The organism is Nakamurella lactea DSM 19367 (assembly GCF_000426645.1).
GTDB classification, from domain to species: Bacteria; Actinomycetota; Actinomycetes; order Mycobacteriales; family Nakamurellaceae; genus Nakamurella; species Nakamurella lactea.
In genome coordinates this window covers 103672-127756 of the sequence record NZ_KE384550.1, presented here as the reverse complement: position 1 = coordinate 127756, position 24085 = coordinate 103672, and the positions used below count along the sequence as shown (strand labels likewise).

Genomic DNA, 24085 nt, shown 5'->3' with positions numbered 1-24085 from the left:
CCTTTCGCCCGGCCGGTTCCGGGACGAGTGCTTCCGGCCGGCATCCGGGGCGCCGCTGCCGGACGGGGCTGACGACCTGTTCGCCGGATTGGACCTGGGCTGACGACGAACGTCGTCAGTCGGTGGCCTCGGCATCGGCCGGATCGGCGTCGGCCGGATCGGACTCTGCCGGATCGGACTCTGCCGGGCCGGGTTCAGCACGGGGCGGGGCCGGCGCGATCCGAACGACGCCGGACTCCAGGTCGATGTCGACCAGCGGATGCTGCTGGCCGTCGCCGCTCTCCCCGCCGTCGTGGCGCAGCTTGCCTCGGTCGAACGGGTTCGCCAGCATTCCCATGAACCCAATGTAGACGCGCGCCGGAGTCCCGTGCGGCCCTGAGCCGGTGCGGCTGCCCTGGGCTTCGCAAGGCCACCAGTGGTTCGCAGGGCGAATTTGCCCTGCGAACCACGATTTGCGTTGCGAGGCTCCCGCCGCGCGCCCCCGAGACGCCGGTGGAGCGGCCCGACGAGCGGCGGACGAGCAGGCACCCCGCCGCCCGCACCCCCCGCTGACACGCCGGCCGGGAACAATCCGCGGTCACTGCCCGTTGGAACATTTAGTGAAGTTGAGTCGGAGCGGCTCAAGTCGCCTTGCGGATCGACCGCCATCGGTTGCATGCTGGGGCAGGCATTGAGTCGTTTCGTAGCAACACTGCCAAGAGCCAGTCGGGCGCCGTCGGCGCACAGAGCCGGCCAACCCGTGCCGGCGATCAGTGCCGGCCAACAAGGAGGAATCGCATGTCTCGAGCTGTAGGAATCGACCTCGGTACCACCAACTCGGTGGTGTCGGTGCTGGAGGGCGGCGAGCCCACGGTCATCGCGAACGCCGAGGGTTCCCGTACCACCCCGTCCATCGTCGCCTTCGCCAAGAACGGTGAGGTGCTGGTCGGTGAAGTCGCGAAGCGGCAGGCGGTGACGAACGTCGACCGCACCATCCGGTCGGTCAAGCGCCACATGGGCACCGACTGGACCACCGCCGACATCGACGGCAAGAAGTACACCGCGCAGGAGATCAGCGCGCGGGTGCTCGGCAAGCTCAAGCGGGACGCCGAGGCGTACCTGGGCGAGCCCGTCACCGACGCCGTCATCACCGTCCCCGCCTACTTCAACGACGCGCAGCGGCAGGCCACCAAGGAAGCCGGCGACATCGCCGGCCTGAACGTGCTGCGGATCGTCAACGAGCCGACCGCGGCCGCGCTGGCCTACGGCCTGGACAAGGGCGAGAAGGAACAGACCATCCTGGTCTTCGACCTCGGCGGCGGCACCTTCGACGTGTCCCTGCTGGAGATCGGCGACGGCGTCGTCGAGGTGCGCGCCACCGCCGGCGACAACAAGCTGGGCGGCGACGACTGGGACGAGCGCGTGGTGACCTGGTTGGTCGACAAGTTCAAGAGCGCCAACGGCATCGACCTGACCAAGGACAAGATGGCCATGCAGCGCATCCGCGAGGCGGCCGAGAAGGCCAAGATCGAGCTGTCCAGCTCGCAGCAGACCTCGATCAACCTGCCGTACATCACCGTCGACTCCGAGAAGAACCCGCTGTTCCTGGACGAGTCGCTGTCCCGCGCCGAGTTCCAGCGAATCACCTCCGATCTGCTGGACCGCACCCGTGAGCCGTTCCACCAGGTGATCAAGGACGCCGGTGTCAAGGTCTCCGACATCGATCACGTCGTGCTGGTCGGCGGTTCCACCCGGATGCCGGCCGTCACCGAACTGGTCAAGGAGCTGACCGGCGGTCAGGAGCCGAACAAGGGCGTCAACCCGGATGAGGTTGTTGCGGTCGGTGCTGCCCTGCAGGCCGGCGTGCTACGCGGCGAGGTGAAGGACGTGCTGCTGCTGGACGTCACCCCGTTGTCCCTGGGCATCGAGACCAAGGGCGGCATCATGACCAAGCTGATCGAGCGCAACACCACCATCCCGACCAAGCGCAGCGAGATCTTCACCACCGCAGAGGCCAACCAGCCCAGCGTGCAGATCCAGGTGTTCCAGGGCGAGCGCGACATCGCCGCCTACAACAAGAAGCTCGGCATGTTCGAGCTGACCGGCCTGCCGCCGGCACCGCAGGGTGTCCCGCAGATCGAGGTCACCTTCGACATCGACGCCAACGGCATCGTGCACGTGACGGCGACCGACAAGGGCACCGGCAAGGAACAGTCGATGACGATCACCGGCGGCTCCGCGCTGCCCAAGGACGACATCGACCGGATGATCAAGGACGCCGAGGCACACGCCGAGGAGGACAAGGCCCGCCGCGAGGAGGCCGAGGTCCGCAACTCCGCCGAGCAACTGGTGAACCAGACCGAGAAGTTCCTGGCCGAGAACGGTGAGAAGCTGCCGGATGAGCCGAAGGAGCGGGTGAACACCGCCATCGGCAAGGTGAACGAGGCGCTCAAGGGCACCGACATCGCCGTGCTGAAGTCGGCCGTTGAGGAGCTGGCGAACGAGTCGCAGCAGCTGGGCAGTGCGCTGTACGCCCAGTCCCAGGCGGCTGACGCGGCCGCTGCCGCGGACGGCACCGCGGGTGCCGCCGGCGCCGCCGGTGGCGACGACGACATCGTCGACGCCGAGATCGTCGATGAACCGACCGCGGACGACTCGGCAGAGAAGAAGGACGCGAGCCAGTGAGCTCACCGAATAGCGGCGGGCCGGAGAACAACAGCGGCGACAAGCCGTTCCAGTTCACCGATCGGCGGCGCTTCGATCCGACCACCGGCGCCCGCCGGGACGTTCCCGGCGAGCAGCAGTCGCCCGGCGCCGGGGGTTTCCCCGGGCCGGTCGGCCCATCCGATCCCGGTGATCCGAACAACGCGGGGCAACCGCTGTCGGTGGACACCACCGGGCCCGAGCTGGAGGCCGCGAAGAAGGAGGCGGCCGAGCGCACGGCCGATCTGCAGCGGGTGACGGCGGAGTACGCCAACTACCGCAAGCGGGTCGACCGCGATCGAGAACTGGTGGTGCAGACGGCGAAGGCCTCGGTCCTCACCGAGCTGTTCGGTGTGCTGGACGATCTGGACCGGGCGGAGGCGCACGGCGATCTGACCGGCGCGTTCAAGGCGGTCAGTGACAAGCTGATCGGTGTGATGAGCAAGCTCGGCCTGGAGCGGGTCGGAGCACCGGGAGACCCGTTCGACCCGGCGCTGCACGAGGCGGTGCAGTTCACCACCTCGTCCGACGTCAGCGAACCGACGGTGGCCGAGGTGCTCCGGCACGGCTACACGCTGTCCGATCGGCTGGCCAGGCCGGCCGTGGTGGTGGTGGTCGGTCCCGAGCACGATACCGAGGCGCAGGCTCCGGCGGACGCGGATACTGCAAGCAGCGGCGCCGACGACGTCATCGACACACCAGAGACCGAAGCGACAGACCAGCAGTAACAGAGCAACAGAGAGGAGGCCGGGGTGTCCGTCCAGGACTACTACGAGAAGGACTACTACGCCGAACTCGGTGTACCCAAGACGGCCACCTCGGCCGAGATCAAGAAGACCTACCGCAAGCTGGCCCGCGAGCTGCATCCGGACAAGAACCCGGGCAACAAGCAGGCGGAGGAGAAGTTCAAGGCCGCGTCCGAGGCCTATGACGTGCTGTCCGACAACGACAAGCGCAAAGAGTATGACGAGGCCCGCGACCTGATCGCCTCCGGCGCGTTCCGCGGTTTCCAGGGGAACGCCCCGGGCGGCGGAACCGCCGGTGGCGCAGGCGGATTCGACCTCGGCGACCTGTTCCGCAATGCGGGCGGGGCGGACGGTGGTGCCGGCGGGATCGGCGATCTGTTCGGTGGCCTGTTCAACCGGGGGACCGCAGGCGGTTCCCGGGTCAGGGCCCGGCGCGGTGCCGACCTGGAGACCGCGGTGACGCTGACCTTCGAGGAATCGATGAACGGCACGCTGGTGCCGCTGCGGATCACCGAACGCGGGACCTGCGACACCTGCCACGGCACCGGCGCCCGCCCGGGGACCAGCCCGCACACCTGCCCGGTCTGTCACGGATCCGGGCTGATCACTCGCAACCAAGGCTCTTTCGCCTTCAGCGAGCCATGCCAGAACTGCTCGGGCACCGGCAGCATCATCGACGACCCGTGCCCGACCTGTCACGGCGAGCGCACCGTCGAGAAGACCCGAACGCTCAAGACCCGGATCCCGGCCGGGGTGTCCGACGGGACCAGGATCAAGCTGGCCGGCCGGGGTGAGCCGGGCCTCGGCGGTGGGCCCGCCGGCGACCTGTACGTGGTGGTGCATGTCCGCAAGCACCGGCTGTTCGGCCGGTCCGGCGACAACCTGACGCTCACCGTCCCGGTGACCTTCCCGGAGCTGGTGCAGGGCACAACGTTGACCGTGCCGACCCTGACCGATGCGGTGTCGTTGCGGGTGCCGGCCGGCACCGCATCCGGTCGCAAGTTCCGGGTGAAGGGTGCCGGGGTGGTCCGCAAGAACCACACCGGCGACCTGATCGTGACGGTCGAAGTGTCCATCCCGCAAAAGCTTTCCAGCGAAGCGACGAAGGCGCTGACGGAGTTCGCCGCCGCCACTCCGGACGATCCGCGCGAGGCGATCACCAGCGCGATCGCCGCCAAGGCCGGTGCGTGAACGATGACGGGCGTATCGAGCGGGCGGGTGCGTTCAGCCGAGCGGCGCATTCAGCTGACCGGTGTGTTCAGATGACCGGTGAATTCAGATGACACGGGGCGGCAACGTCGGCTGGGATTCCACCGGAATCTCGGCCGACGAGCCGGTCTATGTGATCTCGGTGGCCGCCGAGCTCGCCGGCATGCACGCGCAGACCCTGCGCACCTACGACCGGGAGGGCCTGGTGTCGCCGGGCCGGGCAGCCGGCGGTGGCCGCCGCTACTCCCGACGCGACATCGAACTGCTCCGCGAGATGCAACGACTGTCCCAGCAGGACGGGGTGAACCGGTCCGGCATCCGCCGGATCGTCGACCTGGAGGCGCGGGCGAACGCACTGCGTCGGCGACTGGCCGAAATGCAACGGGAGAACATCGCGCTGCAACGGGAAGTCGCCGCCCTTCGCCGGGTGATCGCCACCGGTTCGTCGCCGGGAGGCGACGTCGTGTTGCACTCCGAGTCCGGCCGCAGCGTGGTGCGCTGGCAGCGCTGACCGATCTTCGTCCTCACCGATCTTCGTCGTGCGCAAAATCGGCGCCGGTCGTTCGTGGAGTAGGTGACAGGGCCGCAACCGGGCAGCCCACCGATCACCTGGAGCATTTGATGTCCGCGACCGCCCATCCCAGTTCCAACCCCAGCACTATCGGCCACGGCAGCAGGCAACTCGACGCCGACTGCTCACCCGGGCAACGAATCACCAGGTCGTTGCTCGGCTACGGCGTCATCGCCGGGCCGCTGTACCTGATCGTCGCCGTCGTCCAGATCCTGACCAGGGCGGGCTTCGATCCGACCAGGCACTCCTGGAGCCTGCTGGCCAACGGCGGGCCGGGCTGGGTGCAGACCGCGAACTTCGCCGTCACCGGAGCGATGACGATCGCGTTCGCCGTCGGCCTGCGACGCGCGCTGCGATCCGGGGTGGCGGCGACCTGGGCGCCGCGGTTGATCGGCGGCTACGGTGCCGCGCTGCTGGCGGCGGCGATCTTCCGGGCCGATCCCGGCCAGGGCTTCCCGGCCGGCACGCCCGATGGCCCCGGCGTCATCAGCTGGCACGGAGTGGCGCACCTGGGCGCCGGAGCCATCGGCTTCGGCTGCCTGACCATCGCCTTCTTCGTGCTCGCCCGGCGATACGCGGACGAGGGCAACCGTCGCTGGACAACGGCATTGCGGGTGGTCGGCGCCGCGGTCGGCATCGGCTTCGCCGCCGTGGCGGTGGGCGGTGGCAGCCGGGCCTCGATCCTGGCGTTCACCGTCGCGGTGGTGCTGGCCTGCGCCGGAACCTGCGCCGTAGCCATCGATCGCTACCGTGTCCGAACGGTCGGTGCGTCCGACGCACATCGAACCTCGAGTTGAACATCGACAACAACAGCCGCATCCATCACCAGAGAAGGGAAATGTCATGCGCTACATCATTTTGCTGGAAGGCACGAACCCTGCCGGGCCGCCGCCGGAGGGGCTGATGGCCGGGATCATGCAACTCGGCGATGAGGCCACCAGGTCGGGCGCGCTGCTGGACAACGGTGGTCTGGCGCCGAGCGCGCTCGGCGCGAAGGTCGCGGTCGCCGGTGGCGAGCTGAGCGTGGTCGACGGCCCGTTCGCCGAGTCGAAGGAAATGATCAGCTACGCGATCTACGACGTCCGCAGCAAGGAGGAGGCGGTCGAGTGGGCGACCCGGTTCGTCCGGCTGCACCACGAGTCGTGGCCGGGCTGGGAGGGCGAGGCGACGGTGCTGAAGGTTTTCGGGCCGGAGGATTTCCCGCCCCAGAGCTGACCTGAGGCCATCTGCAGGAAGGCCGGAGCATCCGCTCCGGCCTTCCTGCTGTCCTGCCCCGCCTCCCTTGCCGACGGCGTCCGGGTGGGGGAGACTGGAGGTGCTGTGGAGGCGATCAGAATGAGCACAGGTTCAACAGTCTCGACGCCCACACTCCCGCATCAGGGCGGGCGCGAAACGACTACCGCGACGGTGATCAGGGGCCACGCCCCGAAACCGGAGCCGAAGGCCGGCCGGCCGGTCGAGAGACGCTTCGCCAATGCCGGCCCGGACTGCTATTGGGAACTGCCGACGCCCCGTCGCGCCGATTCCCGCTGATCGCGCTTGTCCGGACCATCGACGACGGCGGACCGGGTTCCCCCGTCCGCCGGGCAGCGCGCGATCGAGGCGGTGTGGCGGATCGAATCCGCCCGGCTGATCGCCGGCCTTGCCCGGATCACCGGCGACGTCGGGGCGGCGGAGGAACTGGCCCAGGACGCCCTGGTGGCCGCGTTGGAACAGTGGCCGCGGCGCGGGATCCCGCCGAACCCGGCCGGCTGGCTGATGACGACGGCGAAGAACCGTGCGGTGGACGGATTCCGGCGTCAGGCCGTGCACAACAGGGCGGTCTCGAGGTTGGCCCGGGAGCTGCCGTCGGCGGTCGACGACCGGGACCGGATCGACGACGCCATCGACGATCACATCGGTGACGACGTGCTGCGGTTGCTGTTCACGGCCTGCCATCCGGTGCTGCCGATGTCGTCGCGGGTGGCGCTCACCCTGCGCTGCCTGGCCGGGCTGCGCACCGACGAGATCGGGCGGGCCTTCCTGATCGGCGAAGCGCTGGCCGGGCAGCGCATCTCCCGGGCGAAGAAGGCATTGCGGGACAACGACGTCCGGTTCGAGCTGCCACCTCGCGAGCAGCTCGCGGAGCGGCTGGGCGGGGTGCTCGAGGTGATCTACCTGGTGTTCAACGAGGGCTACAGCGCCACCGCCGGTGACGACTGGATCCGCCCGGAACTGACCGGGGAGGCGTTGCGGCTCGGGCGGCTGACGGCCGACCTGCTGCCCGGCCGGGCCGAGGCGCACGGACTGGTGGCCCTGATGGAGCTGACGGCTGCCAGGCAGCCGGCCAGGCTCGGACCGGACGGAACCCCTGTGCTGCTGCAGGATCAGGACCGCGGCCGCTGGGATCGGTTGTTGATCCGCCGCGGCCTGGCCGCGCTCGACCGGGCGGGCGCCACCGGCGAACCCGTCGGTCCGTACACCGTGCAGGCGGCGATCGCCGCCTGCCACGCGACCGCGGGGGACTATCGGGGCACCGACTGGACACGGATCGCCGACCTGTACGAGGTGCTGGCGGGTGTGTGGCCGTCACCCGTGGTGGAGCTCAACCGAGCGATGGCGATCGGGCTGGCCGAGGGGCCCGAGGCCGGACTGCAGGCCCTGGCGGCCAACGTCGATGCGCCGGCGCTGGCCGATTACCCGCAGCTGCCGGCGGTCCGCGGCGACCTGCTGGCCAGGGCCGGCCGGAACGCGGAAGCCGCCGAGCAGTTCGAGGCCGCGGCCGCGCTGACCCGCAACGAACAGGAACGTGTCCTGCTGCGCGGCCGGGCGGCCGCGATCGGCGCCGGCGCCGATCCGCAGTGAGCCCCGGAAGCAGTCAGCTGCTCGTTGCCGACGAAGTCCCCGCGGCTCCGCCGTCTCCACCGGGCCCGCCACCGCCGCCGGCCGGCCCGCCACCGCCGCCGGCCGGGGCGCTTCCGCCGGTCGGTTCGGTGGTGGTGTCCACCGGCGCGGTCAGCGCGACGGCGAAGCCCGATGCGACATCGCCGGTGACGGTGGCGATCTGGTGGACTCCCGAGTCGTCACCGAAGACATTGTCGGACGAAAGCGTCACCTGCTTCAGGTTGGTCACCGACTGCTCGTACCCGGATGTGGCGTACACCTGATCGCAGATGTTCTGGGGCAACGCGACCTGGGACGTGGCAATCGCTTTCGTGCTGTCGATGATGCTCGCCCGGTCCGGGTACACCTCGAAATGGATGTGCGGCCACCGCCCGGAATAGCAGGCCGGGACGATGCTGCTGAACGTCACCTGCCCTGCGTCGTCGGCGATCTGCACTCCCCGCAGGTAGTTCTCGTCCTCGAGCCCCGTTCCGTACAGCGAGTACGCGCCGTCGCGGTTGCAGTGCCAGACGTAGACCGCGACACCCGCGAACGGTGCGCCGCCGTTGGCGATGTCGAGGATGGTGAGGGTCAGCGTCATCGGTATCCCCTCGGCCGTAGCCGAGCCGGTGCCGAAGCTGCTGCGGAGGTCGGTGCGCACCACGCCGCTGGTCTCGAGGACGTCCGGCCCGTTCGAACCGTCACCCGGGTAGGGACCGGCCGTTTCGTCCGGGATCTCGGTGAGGTCACCTGCCGCCGTCGATCCTGCCGCCGTCGATCCGGTTGTCGTCGATCCGGTTGCCGTCGATCCGGTAGCCGCCGATCCGGCAGACCCGGCCGCCGACGCGCCGTCCGACCCGGCGGCCGCTGGCGATCCCTGACTCGATGCCGGGAGGGTCGTCGACGAGTCGGCAGCCGGCGACGAACAGGCGGCCAGACCCACCGCCGCTGCGCCCAGCCCCAACAGCTGCAGGGCACGTCGCCGGCCGATCAGCGTGCCGACGTCGAAGGCCAGCCCCTGATCCACCAGCTCCTCCTCCGGGCGGGGAAGTCGGCGTCCCTGATATTCGGCCGGTTGCTGGGGGTACTGGCTCGACATGTGCGTCTCCCTGGCTGGACTCGTCGAAACGGTGGTGCCGGTCGAACGGCCGAGGACCGGGCCGCTCGGCGACTGAGGCACGCCCCATCCTGAAGCACGGAACTGGTTGCCACCCGGGTGTCTGCTGTGTGTCCGTTGTGCGTCCGGGGACCGAAGGCGCGCCAGGGGCCGTTCGTTGATGGCTACCGGTGCGCGATGCCCCGGACTGCCAGCGGATCGTTGAGCAGGTGCTCGAAAGCGATTTCGGCCGCGCCGATCAGCGCCGAGTCGGCGCCCAGACCGGGCCCCTGCAGCTCCACCGACGTGTCCAACGATCTGGCCTGCAGGGAATGCTCGATCCGGGAGCGTTGATCGGCCAGCAGCCGGTCGAAGATCCCGCCGACCAGCACCCGCTGCGGATCCAGCAGGTTCGCCAGCACCGCCACCGCCTCGCCGAGCGAAGCGGCGGCCTGCTGCACCGCGGCCAGCGACCGCCGCTCGCCGTTGCGCGCCCGGTTGAACACGATGGCAACATCACCGCCGCTGCCGCTGGCCGGCAGGCCGGCGGCGGCCAGCAGGGCGTCCTGGCCGACGAAGGTCTCCAGGCAGCCGCGCTGTCCACAGTGGCACGGTGGGCCGGCCGGATCGATCACGTTGTGGCCGATCTCGCCGGCCCGGCCGGCCGTGCCCAGCAGCGACAGCCCGCCGGCGATGATGCCGGCCCCCACGCCGGACCGCCCGATCAGGAAGACCAGGTCGTCGCAGTGCCGGCCGTTGCCGCGGATGTGTTCGGCCAGCACGGCCAGGTCCGCATCGTTGCCGACCGACACCGGCACGTCGGGCGGCAACAGCGCCCGGAGGTCGACGTCGTGCCAGCCGAGGTTCGGGGCGACCCCGATCCGGCCGGTGTGCCGGTCGACGGTGCCCGGCACGCTGAGCCCGATGCCCACCGGCCGCACCGCCGGGTGCTGCCGGCCGAGCGACTCGAGGATGGCGCCGATCCGGGCGGCGACCAGGCCAGGGGTCAGCGGATCCGCGGCACCCGGCGACGTCCAACGCCGCCGGATGCTGCCGCCGATGCCGACGGTGGCGATGCTGGTGTTGTCGACCGTGAGGTCGACGGCGAGCACGCACGGCCCGTCCGGATGCGGGCCGACGACGTGTGACGGCCGCCCGGTCTGCGAGCCGCCGCTGGGCACCGACACCCGGACCAGCCCTTGCGCATCGAGTTCGCCGACCAGCGCGCCGATGGTCGACCGGCCGAGGCCCAGCCGACCGGTGAGCTCCGCACGGCTCAGCGGGCCCTCGTGGTGCACCAGGGTGAGCAGCGATGTCAGATTCCGGCCGCGGATCTCGTCCGGTCGGGCCACCGCCGGTCGGGTGATCGATTCTCTTCGCATGGGCCTGAGTATCTCGACGGTCGAATCACCGGCGTGACGACGACCTCCGGGACAGCGCATCGACGGTGGCGGCGATCAGCAGGACCGCTCCGGTGATCACCGTCTGCCATTGAGCCGGCAGGCTGGGCTTCAGGCCGATCCCGTTGGGAATGATGGCGATGACCAGCGCGCCGATGATCGCGTCCCGCGGTTTCCCTCGCCCGCCGAACAGCGAGGTGCCGCCGATCACCGCAGCGGCCACCGCGAACAGCAGGATGTTGCCGGCACCCAGGTCCAGTTGCGCGCCGCCGGTGCTGGACGACAGGAAAATGCCGCCGAGCGCCGCGAACGAACTGCAGACGGTGAACGCGGTCACCCGGATGTGCACCACGTCAATGCCGGCCCGGCGGGCGGCCTCGGCGTTGCCACCGGTGGCGAAGAGGTGCCGGCCCCACGGGGTCTTGGTCAGCGCAATGGTGGCGGCGATCATCAGCACGATCGGAATGCTCATCGCCCACGGGATGCCGGAGATCGGGAAACCGACGTTGGGGTTGCGGTCCTGGCAGGCCAGGATGGTGATGACGACGCCGACCGCGGCGAGCAGCCCGCCGCGGACCAGTACCAGCGCCATCGACTCGGCGATCAGCCCCTTGGCCCGGGCCCGGATGGCGCGCAGCAGCGTGTAACCGAGGTAGCCGCCGACCAGCACGATGGTGAACACCCAACTCCAGGTGTTCGACATGTTGTTGTTCGCCAACCCGTACCAGTACGGGTAGCTCTGGATGCCGACCGGCTGCGAGTTGAGGGCGAACAGCAGCACGCCCTGCCAGGCCAGGAACAGCGCCAGCGTCACCACGAAGCTCGGGATGCCGACCTTGGCGACCAGCCATCCGGTGAAGATCCCGATGGCCGTTCCCAGGGTGACGGCGAAGAACATCGCGCCGAGCACGTGCTTCTCCAGCCCGAAGGTGAGGATCAGCAACCCGATCAGCACCACGGCTGCGCCGGTCCAGGCCTTCAGCCAGACGCCCAGCAGCAGCGACAGCACCATGAAGCAGGCCAGGGTCCAGAACAACGCGCCGGACACGCCGTTCTTCAGGCCGCCGGAGAACAGCGCCTGCGCGGCGAATCCCGCGCAGACGCCACCGGCGGTGCCGGCCGACAGATCGATCTCGCCGAGCAACAGCACGAAGATCAGGCCGAGGGCGATCACCGCGATGTACGCGCTCTGCCCTGGCAGGTTGCCGATGTTGTTCAGGCTCAGGAACTGGTCGCTGACCCTGGAGAAGATGAAACCGAGCACCAGCAGTCCGAGGATGGACGGCAGTGCCCCGGGATCGCCCGTGCGCAACCGGTTGACATAGCTGCGGATCGCGTGCCCGATGGACAGTGGCTCGTCGTCAAGGGCGAACGCGGAGTCCTTGCCCAGGAAGGAGTCCGGACCCGCAGCCGGCCCGGCCACCGGCCTCTTGCCGAGCTTCGGTTCGTCGGTCATCAGATGCTCTCGCTCGCGGTGGCCCGGCTCAGCCCGATGTCGCCGCTGCGCCCGGTGGTGATCAACTCGACGATCTGGGTCACGCTGGTGTCCGACCTGCTCACTTCCGCGGCCACCCGCCCCAGGTACAGCGCCACCACCCGGTCGGCCACCTCCATCACATCGTTCATGTTGTGCGAGATCAGCACGACGCCGAGCCCGTTGTCGGCCAGCCGGCGCACCAGGTCGAGCACCTGGCGGGTCTGCGCGACGCCGAGCGCGGCCGTCGGCTCGTCCAGGAAGACCACCTTGCTGTTCCACAGCACGGCTTTCGCGATCGCCACCGTCTGCCGCTGCCCGCCCGACAGGCTGGCGACCAGCTGCCGGACCGAGCTGACGGTCCGCACCGACAGCCCGGTCAGCACCTCTCTGGCCTTGCGTTCCATCTCGCCGTTCACCAGGAACCCGCCGCGCCGGATCTCCCGGCCCAGATACATGTTCTGGGTGATGGTCAGGTTGTCGGCCAGCGCAAGATCCTGGTAGACGAACTCGATACCCAGCGCGGCCGCCTCCCGCGGATCGTGAACGGTGACAGGCTTTCCCTGCCACCGCACCTCGCCGGAATCGATGCTGTTGATGCCGGCGATGCACTTGACGAAGGTGGACTTGCCGGCGCCGTTGTCGCCGACCAACGCCGTCACCTGGCCCGGATAGACCGAGATGCTGACGTCGTGCAGCACCTGGACGGCGCCGAAACTCTTGTTCAGGTCACGTGTTTCGAGAATGGGGTCGGCCACTACTTGACGCCCGCCGCCGTGCATTTGGCCTCGATGCCCTTGCAGATCTGGGCCGCCGTCAGCGCGCCGGCCGTCACCACGTCCTGCACGTTCTTGATGGTGATCACCTGCGGCGTCAGCAGAACCGCCTTCATCGTGCGCTTGCCCTTGGGATCATCGAAGCTGGCAACCTTGATCCCGGCAGCTGCCGGATCCTCGCCCTTGATCAGGGCGATCGCCAACTTCGAAGCCGCCTCGGCCTCCAGCTTCACGTTCTTGAAGACCGTCATGCACTGGTTGCCGTTCAGGATGTTCTGCAGGCCGACGACGCCGGAGTCCTGGCCGGTGACCTGGACCTTGCCGGCCAGACCCTTGGCCTTCAGCACGCCGATCACCGCGTTGGCGATGTCGTCGTTCGCCGCGAGCACTCCGTCAACCTTGTTGCCGTTGGCGGTCAGCGCCTGGGTGAACGTCGGGGCGGCCTCGTTCACGTTCCAGCCCTTGACCACCGAGTCGGAGACGATCTTGAGCTTTCCCTGGTCCTGCAACGGCTTCAGCACCGACTGGGCCCCGGACTTGAACAGCACCGCGTTGTTGTCGACGTCGGTGCCGCCGTCCATCTCGATGATCTGCGGGTCGGTGATCTTGGCGTCGGCCAGACACGTCACCAGGGTCTGGCCCTGAAGCTTGCCGACCAGCTCGTTGTCGAAAGAGACGTAGTAGTCGGCGCTGCCACCCAGGTTCACCCGGTCGTAGTCGATCACCTGGATGCCGGCCTTCTTCGCCATCGCCTCCACCGCCGCGCCCGACGTCGGGTCGATCGAATCCATGATCAGCACCTTGACGCCCGCGCCGATCATGCTCTGCGCGATGGTGGTGTACTTCGCGGTGCTACCGCCGGCATTCTGCACGTCGGCTTCGACGCCGGCGTCCTTGAAGGCCGCCGTCAGCAGCGGGGCGTCGTACAGCGTGTACCGGGTGGAACTGGTGGTGTCCGGCAGGATCACCCCGACCTTGCCCGTCACGCCCGCGCCCGAGGACTCGGATCCGGCGCTCGATGCCGACGTCTCGGATCCGGCGCTGGAGGCCGACGACTCGGCACCGGTGGAGGTTTCGCCGGTGGCTGTCTCCGACGCGGTGGTGGCGCCGGCCGCGGGGGAGTTCGCCGCAGCGCTGGTGGTGTTCCCGGTGCCCGCATCGGAACCGCAGCCGGTGAGCACCAGGGTCGCTGCAGCGACCAGGGCCGAGATGGAAATGGTGGCTTTGCGCATCGGAGTACTTGCCTTCCCGTCGTTGGGTGGCACGGCTGACGGCTCTCGCCGCGTCATGCAGGGGATTGTTCCCGGCACGAACATAGGCCCACAAAATGGGAACTCCCCCGAGCTCACATGAAGCTGTTACCGAATCGTGTCGCAGGAAATCGATTCGCCGCACGCGTCCCGGACGGCGGGATCAGTTCTGGTCGAGGACGGCGGGATCAGTTCTGGTCCAGGACGGCGGGATCAGTCCTGGCCGAGGACGGCGGGATCAGTCCTGGCCGAGGACGGCGGGATCAGTTCTGGTCCAGGACGGCGGGATCAGTCCTGGCCGAGGACTGCGGGATCAGTCCTGGCCGAGGACGGCGGGATCAGTTCTGGTCCAGGACGGCGGGATCAGTTCTGGCCGAGGACCGCGGGATCAGTCCTGGCCGAGCGCGATGGCCAGATCGGCATCGTCGACCCGGTCCCAGGCGTCGGCGAAGTCCTCGATCGCGCCGGCCGCGATCGCCTGCTCCATGGCGTGCAGTCGGCCGAAGGTGAAGCCGGCGATGCCGTCGGTGTCCGGACCGGCCGCCACCTCGACCAGCATTCTGGCGGTGATCTGGGCATCCTGGTACTCGCCGAGCACCTCCTGGACCTCTTCCAGCGCCGCGGCGAACAGCACCGCGTCGTCGCCGAGCACCCCGATCGTCGACTCCGCGGCGTACCGCACGGTCTTGGCCGCCTTGCGGACGGCGTGCACGGCGTGGCTGTTGTCCGGATCGGCCAGCGCGGCGTCGGCCAGCGCCCGGAGCCGACGCCAGGCCCGGCCCAGCTGCAACGGCAACTCGGCGGCGGCCGCCCGGTTGCCGCGCCTGGTGAGCGGCGGGTGCACCAGGAACTCGTCCAGGTCCCGGAGCAACTGCAGGTACTCGGGGCTGTCGATGTGGACCTGCAGCAGCTCAAGGGCCGCCGCCGAGCGGCGCTCCAGCTCGGCCCGGATGAGGGCGCCCGAGGCCCGGCCGAACTCCTCGGGCTCCTCCGTCAGCCCGGCGGCGACCCTGGTCCCGACCACGTCGAGATCCCGTGCCACGCCCAGCGCCTGCCCGAGCTCGCGGAGCCGATCCCGCACCGAATCCACCGACTCGCCGGTGAACAGCGCCTCGTACACCCGCAGCACCGACCTGATCCGGCGGGCGGCCGCTCTGGCGTCGTGCACCGCGTCGGTGGTGCGTTGCCGCAGCGCCCGATCGGTGGTGATCAGCTTGTCCCGGTGCCGGGTCAGCGCGCCGACGATGGCGGCCGCGGCGGACTTCGGTTTCGGGCCGGCGACCGCCGGCAACGGCAGCGCTCTGGCCAGCTTGGAAGCCCGGCCGGCCGGCCGGGCGCCGGCATCGGTCAACGCCGTCACCGTCGCGGCGAGCTGGTCGGCATCGCCGTTGATCAGCTCGACCTCTACCTCCCGCCAGCGATCGACCCGGTCGTCGCCAGGCCGGGTGGCGGTCACCAGGTCGTCGGCGATCTCGACGGCCTCGGCGCCGTCGGAGTCCAGCAGCCGGATCACGGTGCGGGTGTTCTGCAAGCGGGCAACCGGCTTCAGTTCGCGGCCCCGGGCGGTGCCGCGGACCAGCTCGGCCAGCTCGGCCGGGACACCGCCGCTTCGCCCCAGCGGCAGCTGGACCTCGGTTCTGGCGCCGGCCGCCGCCGCACCGCCCGGCAGCTTCAGGTGCCAGCCGGCGTCGTCACCGCCGGTCCGTCGGCGCAGCGTGACCTTCGAGCGCAGCAGATCGAGTCGCTCGGTGTCGTAGTAGGTGGCGTCCAGCGTGTGCGTTACCGGCGGCGCCGCCGTCACCAGGCCGGACTTGCGAACTGCCTTGGACCGCAACGGGTCCGGCAGCACCGCGTCGGCGTCCACCTCGAGCTTGGTCTCGATCTCCAGGTGGAACGTCGGCTGCGTCGGACCGGTCACGTCATTCCTCTACCGCGTCGTCGGGATCGGCCGGCACCCGCAATCGGCGTGCCCTGGCCGACTCGGGCATCGGCTCGCTCCCGAGTTCCGGGAACGGGTCGTAGCCGTGGTAATAGCGGATCACAGTGTTCGCGACGGCCAGCAACGGCACCGCGAACAATGCCCCGACGATACCCAGCAGTGACGAACCGATCACCACCGCTAGCAGTACCGCGAGCGGATGCAGCGCCACCGCCCTGCCCATCAGGAACGGCTGCAGCACATGCGATTCCAGCTGCTGCACCAGCAGCACCACACCCAGCATCACCAGCGCCGACACCGGCCCGTGGGTGACCAGCGCGACCAGCACGGCCACCGCGCCCGAGGCGATCGCACCGACGATCGGGATGAACGAGGTGAGGAACACCAGCAACGCCAACGCGATCACGAACGGCAGTCGGAGGATGGCTGCCCCGATGCCGATGCCCACCGCGTCGACGGCGGCCACCAACACCTGCACCCGGATGTACGACGACAGGCTGACCCAGCCGCGGCGCCCGGCCTGGAAGGTGGGCTCCTGGGCCGCCGTGGGCATCAGGCTCACCAGGAAGCCCCAGATCTGCTTGCCCTGGGAAAGGAAGAAGAAGGTGGCGAACAGCGCGATCAGGATGCCGGCCAGGAAGTGTCCGGCCGAGCCCGCCCACTCGGTGCCCCGGCTGACCCAGCTCGACGCACCGTCCCCGCTGAAGGCGGCCTTGGCCTTGTCGATGTAGTCCTGCACTTGTTCCTGCGACAGCTGCAACGGGCCGGTGTGCAGCCAATCGACGATCTTGGCCAGCCCTGCCTTCGCCTGCTCCAGCATGCCCGACATGCCGCTGACGATCTGGGTACCCGCGAACGTCAACAGCCCGGCCACCAGCGCGATGAAGCCGAACACCGTGCAGAAGGTGGCCAGCGCGCCGCGGAAGTGCCACTTCTCCCGAAGGAATCGGGCGACCGGCGCCAGCAGCGCCGTCATCAGCATGGCGACGGCCAGCGGCACCACCACCATGCTGACCGTCCGCAGCGCCACCACGAGTACCGCGACGGCGGCCGCCACCAGCAGGAACCGCCATGACCAGCCGGCAGCCACCGTCAGTGGGTAGGCGACGTGCCGGGGTTCGGGCGTGAGCCGTTCCGGACGGGGCTTGCGGGCGGGGACCGGGCCGGGTGGCGGCTGTCCCTCGTCGTGGCGCTCGCTCATGATCCTCCGGTCGTCGTCGCCGGCGGGTGGGCCGGCTACCTGCAGTGGAGGTTAGCGAACCGACCGTTCGAAGCGGGCGTTTCGCGCCGGTCCGGCCGACCTTTCCGGGCGACGGGGCCCGGTGCCGCCGCCGGTCCGTCTGACCGGCGATCCGGACCGGTGGGTGATCCCAGGTGCTGCCTCAACCACCCGGTCGGCGCAGGGTGTTGACTCGCTGTTCGCTCGAGGGCGAAATGCGGGCCTCTCAGCGGTGGGTCCGCGCTGAATTCCTCGCCGGTTCATCTCGACCATGACGCACCGTATTCAACCTCCGGACCTCAGTTAAACCTCAGAGAATGCACCGGATGGCCGTGAGCCATTGTTCAACGCGGCGGCGATGGTTGACGATCAACCTTCGACGATGCTCGTCGCCTGTCAAAGCTGTTGCTGCGGCGGCGTTTACCACTGCCTTCCCGATCCTGGTCGTTCGCCCTACCCGCCGAACGTTTCCCGAAGGAGAGAACAGCAATGCGTTCGTTCCGAATCCGCACCGCCGCGGTGGCCATTGCCGCCGCAGCGACCCTCGGCCTCGGGTCCTCATGGTTTGTCAACGCGCAACCTGAGCCCGCCGTCGAGAGTGTCGCCGTTTCGCCGGCGGCCGCCGCCCCGGCGGCCGCTGCCACCACGAAGAAGATCCCGAATCCCCAGCAGTACTTCGGGTTCACCATCGGCGACGAGGGCAAACTCGCCGGGCACGACAAGATGATGAGCTACCTCAAGCTCAACGCCGACCGGTCGAACCGGGTCGACTACCACGTCGCCGGCAAGACCACCATGGGCAACGACTACGTCTACCTGACGATCAGTTCGCCGAAGAACCTTGCCAAGCTCGACAAGTACGTGGACATCAGCCAGCGGCTGGCCGACCCCACCGGGCTGACGGATGCCAAGGCTCGTGCCCTCGCCAAGCAGGGCGTGCCGATCCTGTTGCTGCAGGCAGGGATCCACTCCACCGAGGTCGGCAACGTGCAGGCGATGGTGGATATGGTTTACCGGTTGGCCACCGAGAATTCAGACTTCACCGAGCAGGTGCTCGACAATTCCATCATCGTCGTGGTGCCTTCGCAGAATCCGGATGGCGACAAGCTGGTCACCGACTACTTCAACAAGACGGCCGGCACCGATCTCGCCCGGGTCTATCCCGATCTCTACCACAAGTACACCGGCCACGACGACAACCGCGATTGGTTCACCTTCACGCAGGTCGAACCCCATTACTACGTGGAACTGATGAGCAAGTTCCGGCCGTCATCGGTGCACATCATGCACCAGATGGGGGCAACCGGCGACCGGATCTTCACTCCGCCGTACAAGGACCCGTTCGATCCGAGCATCGATCCGAAGGTGGTCCAGCAGACCAGCGCGCTCGGCATGGAGATGGCCAACGCGCTGACCGCGTCCGGCAAGAAGGGCGTCAGCTGGAACTCCACCTACGACTGGTGGATCCCGTCCGTCTGGTACGAGCCGTACCACGGCGTGCCGAACGTCCTCACCGAGATCGCTGCGGCCAAGGACCTGGCGTACACCTACACCTCGGCCGACGGCAAGCCCCTCGGGTCGCAGCAGCAGCTGACCCGATTCGTCGAACCGTACGACAAGGCCACCTGGAGCCTGCGGCAGATCGTCGACTACGCGAAGACGGCGGCGTACGCCAACATGGAGAACGTGTCCCTGCGCGGCGAGCAGTTGTTGTACAACCAGTACCAGGCGGCCAGGGACAGCGTGCAGCGCACCGACGGTGCCTTCGCCTACGTGATCCCGGCCGAGCAGCGCGACCCGTACGCGACCTACGACCTGTTGAAGATCATGCAGACCGGTGAGGTGCAGATCGATCGCGCTGACAAGCCGTTCACCGCCGGTGGCAAGGAGTACGCGGCCGGCAGCTACGTCATCCGGCTCAACCAGCGGTTCGGCCGCTGGGCCGACATGCTGCTGAAGGTCTGGGACTACCCGGAGATCCGATCCTGTGCCACCTGCCCGATCATCAAGCCGTACGACGTGGCCGGCCAGACGCTGTGGATGCTGTTCGGGGTCACCGTCGACACCGTCGATCAACCGTTCCGGGCCGCCCTGAGCCAGGTGAAGAAGGTCGCGCCCGACAAGGTCTCGGTGCCGGCGCCACCGAAGGGCGCGTACCTCGTGCCGACCACTTCGTACGGCGTCGGGCAGTATCTGGGAAGTCTGCAGGACGCCGGGGTGCCGACGTTCCGCGCGTCGGAATCGTTCACCGCAGCCGGGACGACGTTCGCCGCCGGAACCCTGGTGGTGCCGCCGACCCGGGAGGCGAAGGTGGCGCTCGCGAAGGCGGCGAAGGCGACCGGAATCCCGGTGTACGCGGTGGCCAAGGCGCCGAAGGTGGCCGGCTTCGAGCTCAAGGCCGGCACCCGGATCGGCATGGTCCGCGGTATCAACAACATGCCGGGCGGCTGGCTGTGGTGGCTGTTCGACCAGTACGGGATCAACTTCACCCAGATCGGCGCCGACGACTTCAAGGGCGACCTGAACGACAAGTTCGACACGATCCTGTTGCCGGCCGGCATCACGAAGTCGAAGCTGGTCAACGGGATCGACACCACCAAGTATCCCGAGGAGTTCGCCTGGGCGGCCGGGGTCGGCGACGCCGGCTGGAACGAGTTGCGGAACTTCGTCCAGGACGGCGGCAACCTGGTGGCGCTGGGCAACGCCTCCGAGACTGCCCGGGAGCTGCTGGACCTGCCGATCAAGAATGTGGTGCCCAAGGATCAGGACGCGTTCTTCGTCCCCGGTTCGCTGATGGACGCCACCTTCGACACCAGCGATCCGGTTGCCTGGGGCATGCCGCAGGAGTGGCCGATCTGGTTCAACCAGGACGCGGCGTTCCAGGTGCTGGACGACAGCAAGGCGCACATCGCCTCCGGGTATCCGAAGGGAAAGTCACTGCTGCGCAGCGGGTACGCCAGTGGTGACGAAGTGTTGCAGGGTGCCTCCGATGTGGTCACCTTCGATATCGGAGCGGGCCACGTGGTGGTGGCCGGAAGCCAGCTGAGCTTCCGCACCTGGTCCCGAGCGACGATCACGATGGTGTTCAACGCCCTCTACCAGGGCCCGTCGAAGGAGGTCGGGGCGGTGCTGTCCGGTTCCTGACCCACTTGTGGGAATGCACACCCCGGCGTCGTCCGTGTCGGTCACGGGCGACGCCGAGGTGGTGTCCGGCTGACGGTGATGCCAGTATCGGTGGGTAGCAGGGCAATCCACCGATGCAAATTGGATCAGGAGAGTGTTCCGATGGCTCAGATCTACGACGATGTCACCGCGCTGGTGGGTCGCACCCCGCTGGTCAGGTTGAACCGGATCACCGACGGCGCCGCGGCGACCGTACTGGCGAAGCTGGAGTTCTACAACCCGGCCAACTCGGTCAAGGACCGGATCGGGGTGTCGATCATCGATGCCGCCGCGGCCTCGGGAGAGCTCGCGGACGGCGGCACCATCGTCGAGGCCACCAGCGGCAACACCGGTATCGCGCTGGCCATGGTCGGCGCCGCCCGCGGCTACCGGGTGGTGCTCACCATGCCCGACTCGATGAGCAGGGAACGGCGGGCACTGCTGCGCGCCTTCGGCGCCGAGCTGGTGCTGACGCCGGCCGCCGGCGGGATGTCCGGGGCGGTGCAGAAGGCCGAGGAGATCGCCGCGGAGCGCCCGGGCTCGATCCTGGCCCGGCAGTTCGCGAACGAGGCGAACCCGAGGGTGCACCGGGAGACCACCGCGGAGGAGATCTGGAACGACACCGACGGCGCGGTCGACGCGGTGGTCGCCGGCATCGGCACCGGAGGCACCATCACCGGGGTGGGCCAGGTGCTCAAGGCACGCAAGCCAACCGTGAAGATGTTCGCGGTGGAACCCGCCGAATCGCCGATCCTCAACGGCGGCAAGGCTGCCGGACACAAGATCCAGGGCCTCGGCGCGAACTTCGTCCCGGAGATCCTCGACACCGGCATCTACGACGAGGTGCTGGACATCACCGCCGAGGAATCGGTGCGCTGGGCGCGGCGGGCGGCGACCGAGGAAGGGCTGCTGGTCGGCATCTCGTCCGGCGCAGCGCTGGCCGCGGCCAACGACATCGCCCACCGGGACGAGTTCGCCGGCAAGACCATTGTGGTGATCATCCCGTCGTTCGGCGAGCGCTACCTGTCCACCATCCTGTTCGAGGGTCTGGTCGACTGACATGACGGTCCCCGAGGCCGCTGCCGGCCCCGGGCGGCTCACCGTGCGGCGGCTGGTGTTCGAGGATCTTCGGACCGCCAGGGAACGGGATCCGGCGGCCCGGTCGCTGCTCGAGATCGCCCTGTGCTACCCCGGCGTTCATGCGTTGTGGGCCCACCGGATCGCGCACCGGGTATGGAATGCCGGCAGCGTGCTGAAGCTGCCGGCCCGACTTCTGGCGCATTTCTCCCGCGCGCTGACCGGCATCGAGATTCACCCCGGCGCCGTGATCGGCCGACGGTTCTTCATCGATCACGGCATGGGGGTGGTGATCGGTGAGACGGCCGAGGTCGGTAACGACGTGGTGATGTTCCACGGCAGCACCCTCGGCGGGATCTCGATGAGCAAGGGCAAACGTCACCCCACCGTCGGCGACCGGGTGCTGATCGGTGCCGGCGCCAAGATTCTCGGCCCGGTGACCATCGGGGACGACGTGAAGATCGGCGCCAACGCCGTGGTGGTCAAGGACGTGGCCGCCGGCAAGGTGGCGGTCGGCGTCGCGGCCCGGATCCTGCCCGGCGACCACGAGCACGATCCATGGGCCGACCCGGCCCTGTTCATCTGACGGCAGCGGGCCGGCCGATGGCGGACGACGACGGGAGGTTGTCCGGCCCCGACCGCGACCTCCTGATGCTGCTGGGCGCCGGGCCCGGGGTCGCCACCCTAGGATTCGGTCGCTCGGTGCGGCCGGCCGGTGATCAACTCGATCCGTTGCCGGATGGTGGCCGCGGCCCCGTTCAGCGCGGCCAGCGGACCGGTCGGCCAGTCCGGGCCGACCCGGGAGGTCGGGGCCGTCACCGACAACGCGACGATCAGGCCGGCGGCGTCGTTGTAGACCGGCACCGCCACGCAGCGGCAGCCGGGCAGGAACTCTTCGGTGTCCTGCGCCCAACCCCGTTCCCGGACCAGGTCCAGCTCGGCTGCCAGCAGGTCGGGATCGACGATGGTCCGGTCGGTGAGCCGAGCTAGCGGACCGGACCCGAGTCGCCGGGTCGCTTCGGCCGGATCGAGTTGGGCCAGCAGGGCTTTGCCGATCCCGGTCGCATGCGAATCCAGCCGCATGCCGACCGAGGAGGCCAGCCGCATCGGGCGCCGGGCCTCGCTGATCGCGATGTAGACGTTCTCGGTGCCCTGCAGCCTGGCCAGCTGGATGGTCTCCTCCAGCCGGTCCCGCAGCTCGTCCATCACCGGTTCGGCCACTCGGGCCACATCGACGTGGCCGGTATAGGTCTGGCCCACCGACCAGGCCCGCAGGCCGAGCCGGTAGCGGTGGGTCTGGCCGTCGTGCTCCAACCAGCCCCGGCCGACCAGGGTCGCCAGCAGACCATGGGCGCTGGACCGTGGCAGCGCCAGGTCACGCAGCACCTCGGCGAGGGAGAAGTCGCCGCGCTCGCCGACATAGTCGATGATCGCCAGGGCCCGATCGGCGGACTTCACCGAGTCGGTGCGCGGCCGGCCGGGCTCACTCATCGGCCGGATACGGTCGGCGCAGAGGGGATGTCTGGCGTGCCTCGCATCCGGCGGCTCTCATCAGGCCGTGGCGGAGCCGTCGAGGAAGACCAGGACCTTGCTGGCCGGGCTGGTTCCCCTGGCCAACTCGGTGAAGGCGTCCTGCGCGCCGTCGATGCCGACCCGGCCGTCGATCAGGCCGGCCAGCACCTGCGGAGCGGTGCCGACCCACTCGGCGGTCTCGGCGAATTCCGCTGCGGTGTAACAGAAGCTGCCGATCAGCGAGCGCTCCTTGGTGGACACCTCGAAGGCGGGCAGGGGCAGCTCGGGGCTGCCCATGCCGACCAGGACGATGCCGCAACCCAATGGGGCGCAGGCGAAAGCGGCAGCGATCGTCGGTTGGGTTCCGACCGCATCAACGATCAGGGTGGGCGGCCCGCCGAGTGCTTCGGCCACGGCGGCGGGCAGGTCGGCGGCGGCGGCCGGATCGATCGGCACCGCGCCGAGCCCGGATACCAGATCCCGTCGGGATGCGGACATCTCCGAGACCGCAACGGCTTTCGCGCCGAGTCGTTGGGCGGCCAGCACGCACGCCTGTCCGATCGGGCCGCCGCCGATCACCTGTACCCGGTCACCCGGCCGGCACCGGCCGCGGTTCAGGGCGTGGTAGCCGACGGACAGCGGCTCGATCAGCGCGCCGTACTCGACCGGCATCGACTCCGGCAGCACGATCACGTTCGCGGCCGGCGCCACCATCCGCTCGGCGAACGCGGAGCTGATGCTCGGGTCGACGCCGATCACCCGCTTGTCCGGGCACCAGGGCTGCTGCCCGGCGGCGCAGCTGGCGCAGTGCCCGCAGCCGATCACCGGGTTGACGGTGGCCGGCGCGCCGATCGGAAAGCCTTCGGCCACAGCGGATCCGACCGCGACGATCCGGCCGACCGTCTCGTGTCCCATGATTTGGCCGGGCTGTCGCCGACCGTTCTCGCCGCTGAACCCGTGGAAGTCCGAGCCGCAGATGCCGGTTGCGACGATGTCCAGCAGTACCTCGTCAGCCCCGGGCTCGGGGTCGCTGACGGTCTCGACCGTCAGCTGCCAGTCGTTCCGCAGGACCAGAGCCCGCATGTGGGTAACCTTTCCGATCCGGATCGT

20 protein-coding genes are annotated in these 24085 nt (G+C 69.1%); 10 read left to right on the top strand and 10 right to left on the bottom strand.

What is annotated here, in order from left to right; genetic code table 11:
- Positions 1–115: 115 nt before the first annotated feature.
- Positions 116–337, bottom strand: a complete 222-nt coding sequence (locus tag K340_RS36480) for a hypothetical protein (protein ID WP_037366609.1) — start codon at positions 335–337, stop codon at positions 116–118.
- A gap of 440 nt (positions 338–777) precedes the next feature.
- Here K340_RS36480 and dnaK point away from each other — a divergent pair, with 440 nt between their 5' ends.
- The 7 genes from dnaK (at position 778) to K340_RS33015 (ending at position 8052) form a co-directional block, all read left to right on the top strand.
- Entirely contained in the window at positions 778–2664 is a 1887-nt protein-coding gene (dnaK, locus tag K340_RS0124215) for a molecular chaperone DnaK (protein WP_029138586.1), read from the top strand.
- Positions 2661–3410, top strand: a complete 750-nt coding sequence (gene grpE, locus K340_RS34780) for a nucleotide exchange factor GrpE (RefSeq protein WP_051267509.1) — start codon at positions 2661–2663, stop codon at positions 3408–3410. The genes dnaK and grpE overlap by 4 nt, the downstream gene beginning before the upstream one ends.
- Before the next feature lie 24 nt (positions 3411–3434).
- Positions 3435–4619, top strand: coding sequence for a molecular chaperone DnaJ (gene dnaJ, locus K340_RS0124205; RefSeq protein ID WP_029138585.1), 1185 nt, complete (start codon positions 3435–3437; stop codon positions 4617–4619).
- 88 nt (positions 4620–4707) lie between these two features.
- Entirely contained in the window at positions 4708–5148 is a 441-nt protein-coding gene (locus K340_RS0124200; protein WP_051267507.1) for a heat shock protein transcriptional repressor HspR, read from the top strand.
- A gap of 110 nt (positions 5149–5258) precedes the next feature.
- A complete protein-coding gene (locus K340_RS0124195; RefSeq protein WP_029138583.1) occupies positions 5259–6005 on the top strand; it encodes a DUF998 domain-containing protein in 747 nt (248 codons plus the stop codon).
- 46 nt (positions 6006–6051) lie between these two features.
- Positions 6052–6423, top strand: a complete 372-nt coding sequence (locus K340_RS0124190; protein WP_029138582.1) for a YciI family protein — start codon at positions 6052–6054, stop codon at positions 6421–6423.
- A gap of 324 nt (positions 6424–6747) precedes the next feature.
- On the top strand, positions 6748–8052 hold the full coding sequence (locus tag K340_RS33015; RefSeq protein WP_211229627.1) for an RNA polymerase sigma factor: 1305 nt from the start codon (positions 6748–6750) through the stop codon (positions 8050–8052).
- Positions 8053–8065: 13 nt separating this feature from the next.
- On the opposite strand, the gene K340_RS33010 is transcribed toward K340_RS33015, so the two are convergent.
- The 7 genes from K340_RS33010 to K340_RS33000 form a co-directional block, all read right to left on the bottom strand.
- Positions 8066–9169 (bottom strand): intradiol ring-cleavage dioxygenase, encoded by a 1104-nt coding sequence (locus K340_RS33010; RefSeq protein WP_037366606.1) that lies wholly within the window; start codon positions 9167–9169, stop codon positions 8066–8068.
- Positions 9170–9351: 182 nt separating this feature from the next.
- Positions 9352–10548: an ROK family protein gene (locus tag K340_RS0124175; protein WP_051267504.1), complete on the bottom strand. Its 1197-nt coding sequence runs from the start codon at positions 10546–10548 to the stop codon at positions 9352–9354.
- Between the two features lie 25 nt (positions 10549–10573).
- On the bottom strand, positions 10574–12022 hold the full coding sequence (locus K340_RS0124170; RefSeq protein ID WP_029138580.1) for a sugar ABC transporter permease: 1449 nt from the start codon (positions 12020–12022) through the stop codon (positions 10574–10576).
- Entirely contained in the window at positions 12022–12822 is an 801-nt protein-coding gene (locus K340_RS0124165; protein WP_037366605.1) for an ATP-binding cassette domain-containing protein, read from the bottom strand. Before K340_RS0124165 ends, K340_RS0124170 begins: the two co-directional genes overlap by 1 nt.
- The gene (locus K340_RS0124160) at positions 12798–14105 is read right to left on the bottom strand and encodes a sugar ABC transporter substrate-binding protein (protein WP_245599711.1); all 1308 of its coding nucleotides are present in this window, start codon (positions 14103–14105) and stop codon (positions 12798–12800) included. The genes K340_RS0124165 and K340_RS0124160 overlap by 25 nt, the downstream gene beginning before the upstream one ends.
- 349 nt (positions 14106–14454) lie before the next feature.
- Positions 14455–15984: a CYTH and CHAD domain-containing protein gene (locus tag K340_RS33005; RefSeq protein WP_051267502.1), complete on the bottom strand. Its 1530-nt coding sequence runs from the start codon at positions 15982–15984 to the stop codon at positions 14455–14457.
- A 1-nt stretch (position 15985) separates the two neighbouring features.
- Complete coding sequence (locus K340_RS33000; protein ID WP_051267500.1) at positions 15986–17206, bottom strand: AI-2E family transporter; 1221 nt, start codon at positions 17204–17206, stop codon at positions 15986–15988.
- Positions 17207–17713: 507 nt separating this feature from the next.
- On the opposite strand from K340_RS33000, the gene K340_RS0124145 reads away from it, so the two are divergent.
- The 3 genes from K340_RS0124145 (at position 17714) to epsC (ending at position 22049) form a co-directional block, all read left to right on the top strand.
- A complete protein-coding gene (locus K340_RS0124145; RefSeq protein WP_029138577.1) occupies positions 17714–20368 on the top strand; it encodes a M14 family zinc carboxypeptidase in 2655 nt (884 codons plus the stop codon).
- A 141-nt stretch (positions 20369–20509) separates the two neighbouring features.
- Complete coding sequence (gene cysK, locus K340_RS0124140; protein WP_029138576.1) at positions 20510–21445, top strand: cysteine synthase A; 936 nt, start codon at positions 20510–20512, stop codon at positions 21443–21445.
- Position 21446: 1 nt separating this feature from the next.
- Complete coding sequence (gene epsC, locus K340_RS0124135; protein WP_051267498.1) at positions 21447–22049, top strand: serine O-acetyltransferase EpsC; 603 nt, start codon at positions 21447–21449, stop codon at positions 22047–22049.
- A 98-nt stretch (positions 22050–22147) separates the two neighbouring features.
- Here epsC and K340_RS32995 read toward each other — a convergent pair whose 3' ends face one another.
- Both K340_RS32995 and K340_RS0124125 read right to left on the bottom strand, forming a co-directional pair.
- Entirely contained in the window at positions 22148–22954 is an 807-nt protein-coding gene (locus K340_RS32995; RefSeq protein ID WP_051267496.1) for an IclR family transcriptional regulator, read from the bottom strand.
- A gap of 60 nt (positions 22955–23014) precedes the next feature.
- Positions 23015–24058 carry a zinc-dependent alcohol dehydrogenase gene (locus tag K340_RS0124125; protein ID WP_029138574.1) on the bottom strand — a complete coding sequence of 348 codons (1044 nt, stop codon included), beginning with the start codon at positions 24056–24058 and terminating at the stop codon, positions 23015–23017.
- Positions 24059–24085: the final 27 nt, after the last annotated feature.

Coding starts and splice junctions, on each gene's coding strand:
- K340_RS36480 (WP_037366609.1), bottom strand. CDS start 337: ATGGGAATGCTGGCGAACCCGTTCGACCGAGGCAAGCTGCGCCACGAC.
- dnaK (WP_029138586.1), top strand. CDS start 778: ATGTCTCGAGCTGTAGGAATCGACCTCGGTACCACCAACTCGGTGGTG.
- K340_RS0124200 (WP_051267507.1), top strand. CDS start 4,708: ATGACACGGGGCGGCAACGTCGGCTGGGATTCCACCGGAATCTCGGCC.
- K340_RS0124195 (WP_029138583.1), top strand. CDS start 5,259: ATGTCCGCGACCGCCCATCCCAGTTCCAACCCCAGCACTATCGGCCAC.
- K340_RS0124190 (WP_029138582.1), top strand. CDS start 6,052: ATGCGCTACATCATTTTGCTGGAAGGCACGAACCCTGCCGGGCCGCCG.
- K340_RS33010 (WP_037366606.1), bottom strand. CDS start 9,169: ATGTCGAGCCAGTACCCCCAGCAACCGGCCGAATATCAGGGACGCCGA.
- K340_RS0124175 (WP_051267504.1), bottom strand. CDS start 10,548: ATGCGAAGAGAATCGATCACCCGACCGGCGGTGGCCCGACCGGACGAG.
- K340_RS0124170 (WP_029138580.1), bottom strand. CDS start 12,022: ATGACCGACGAACCGAAGCTCGGCAAGAGGCCGGTGGCCGGGCCGGCT.
- K340_RS0124165 (WP_037366605.1), bottom strand. CDS start 12,822: ATGCACGGCGGCGGGCGTCAAGTAGTGGCCGACCCCATTCTCGAAACA.
- K340_RS0124160 (WP_245599711.1), bottom strand. CDS start 14,105: ATGACGCGGCGAGAGCCGTCAGCCGTGCCACCCAACGACGGGAAGGCA.
- K340_RS33000 (WP_051267500.1), bottom strand. CDS start 17,206: ATGAGCGAGCGCCACGACGAGGGACAGCCGCCACCCGGCCCGGTCCCC.
- K340_RS0124145 (WP_029138577.1), top strand. CDS start 17,714: ATGCGTTCGTTCCGAATCCGCACCGCCGCGGTGGCCATTGCCGCCGCA.
- cysK (WP_029138576.1), top strand. CDS start 20,510: ATGGCTCAGATCTACGACGATGTCACCGCGCTGGTGGGTCGCACCCCG.
- epsC (WP_051267498.1), top strand. CDS start 21,447: ATGACGGTCCCCGAGGCCGCTGCCGGCCCCGGGCGGCTCACCGTGCGG.
- K340_RS32995 (WP_051267496.1), bottom strand. CDS start 22,954: ATGAGTGAGCCCGGCCGGCCGCGCACCGACTCGGTGAAGTCCGCCGAT.
- K340_RS0124125 (WP_029138574.1), bottom strand. CDS start 24,058: ATGCGGGCTCTGGTCCTGCGGAACGACTGGCAGCTGACGGTCGAGACC.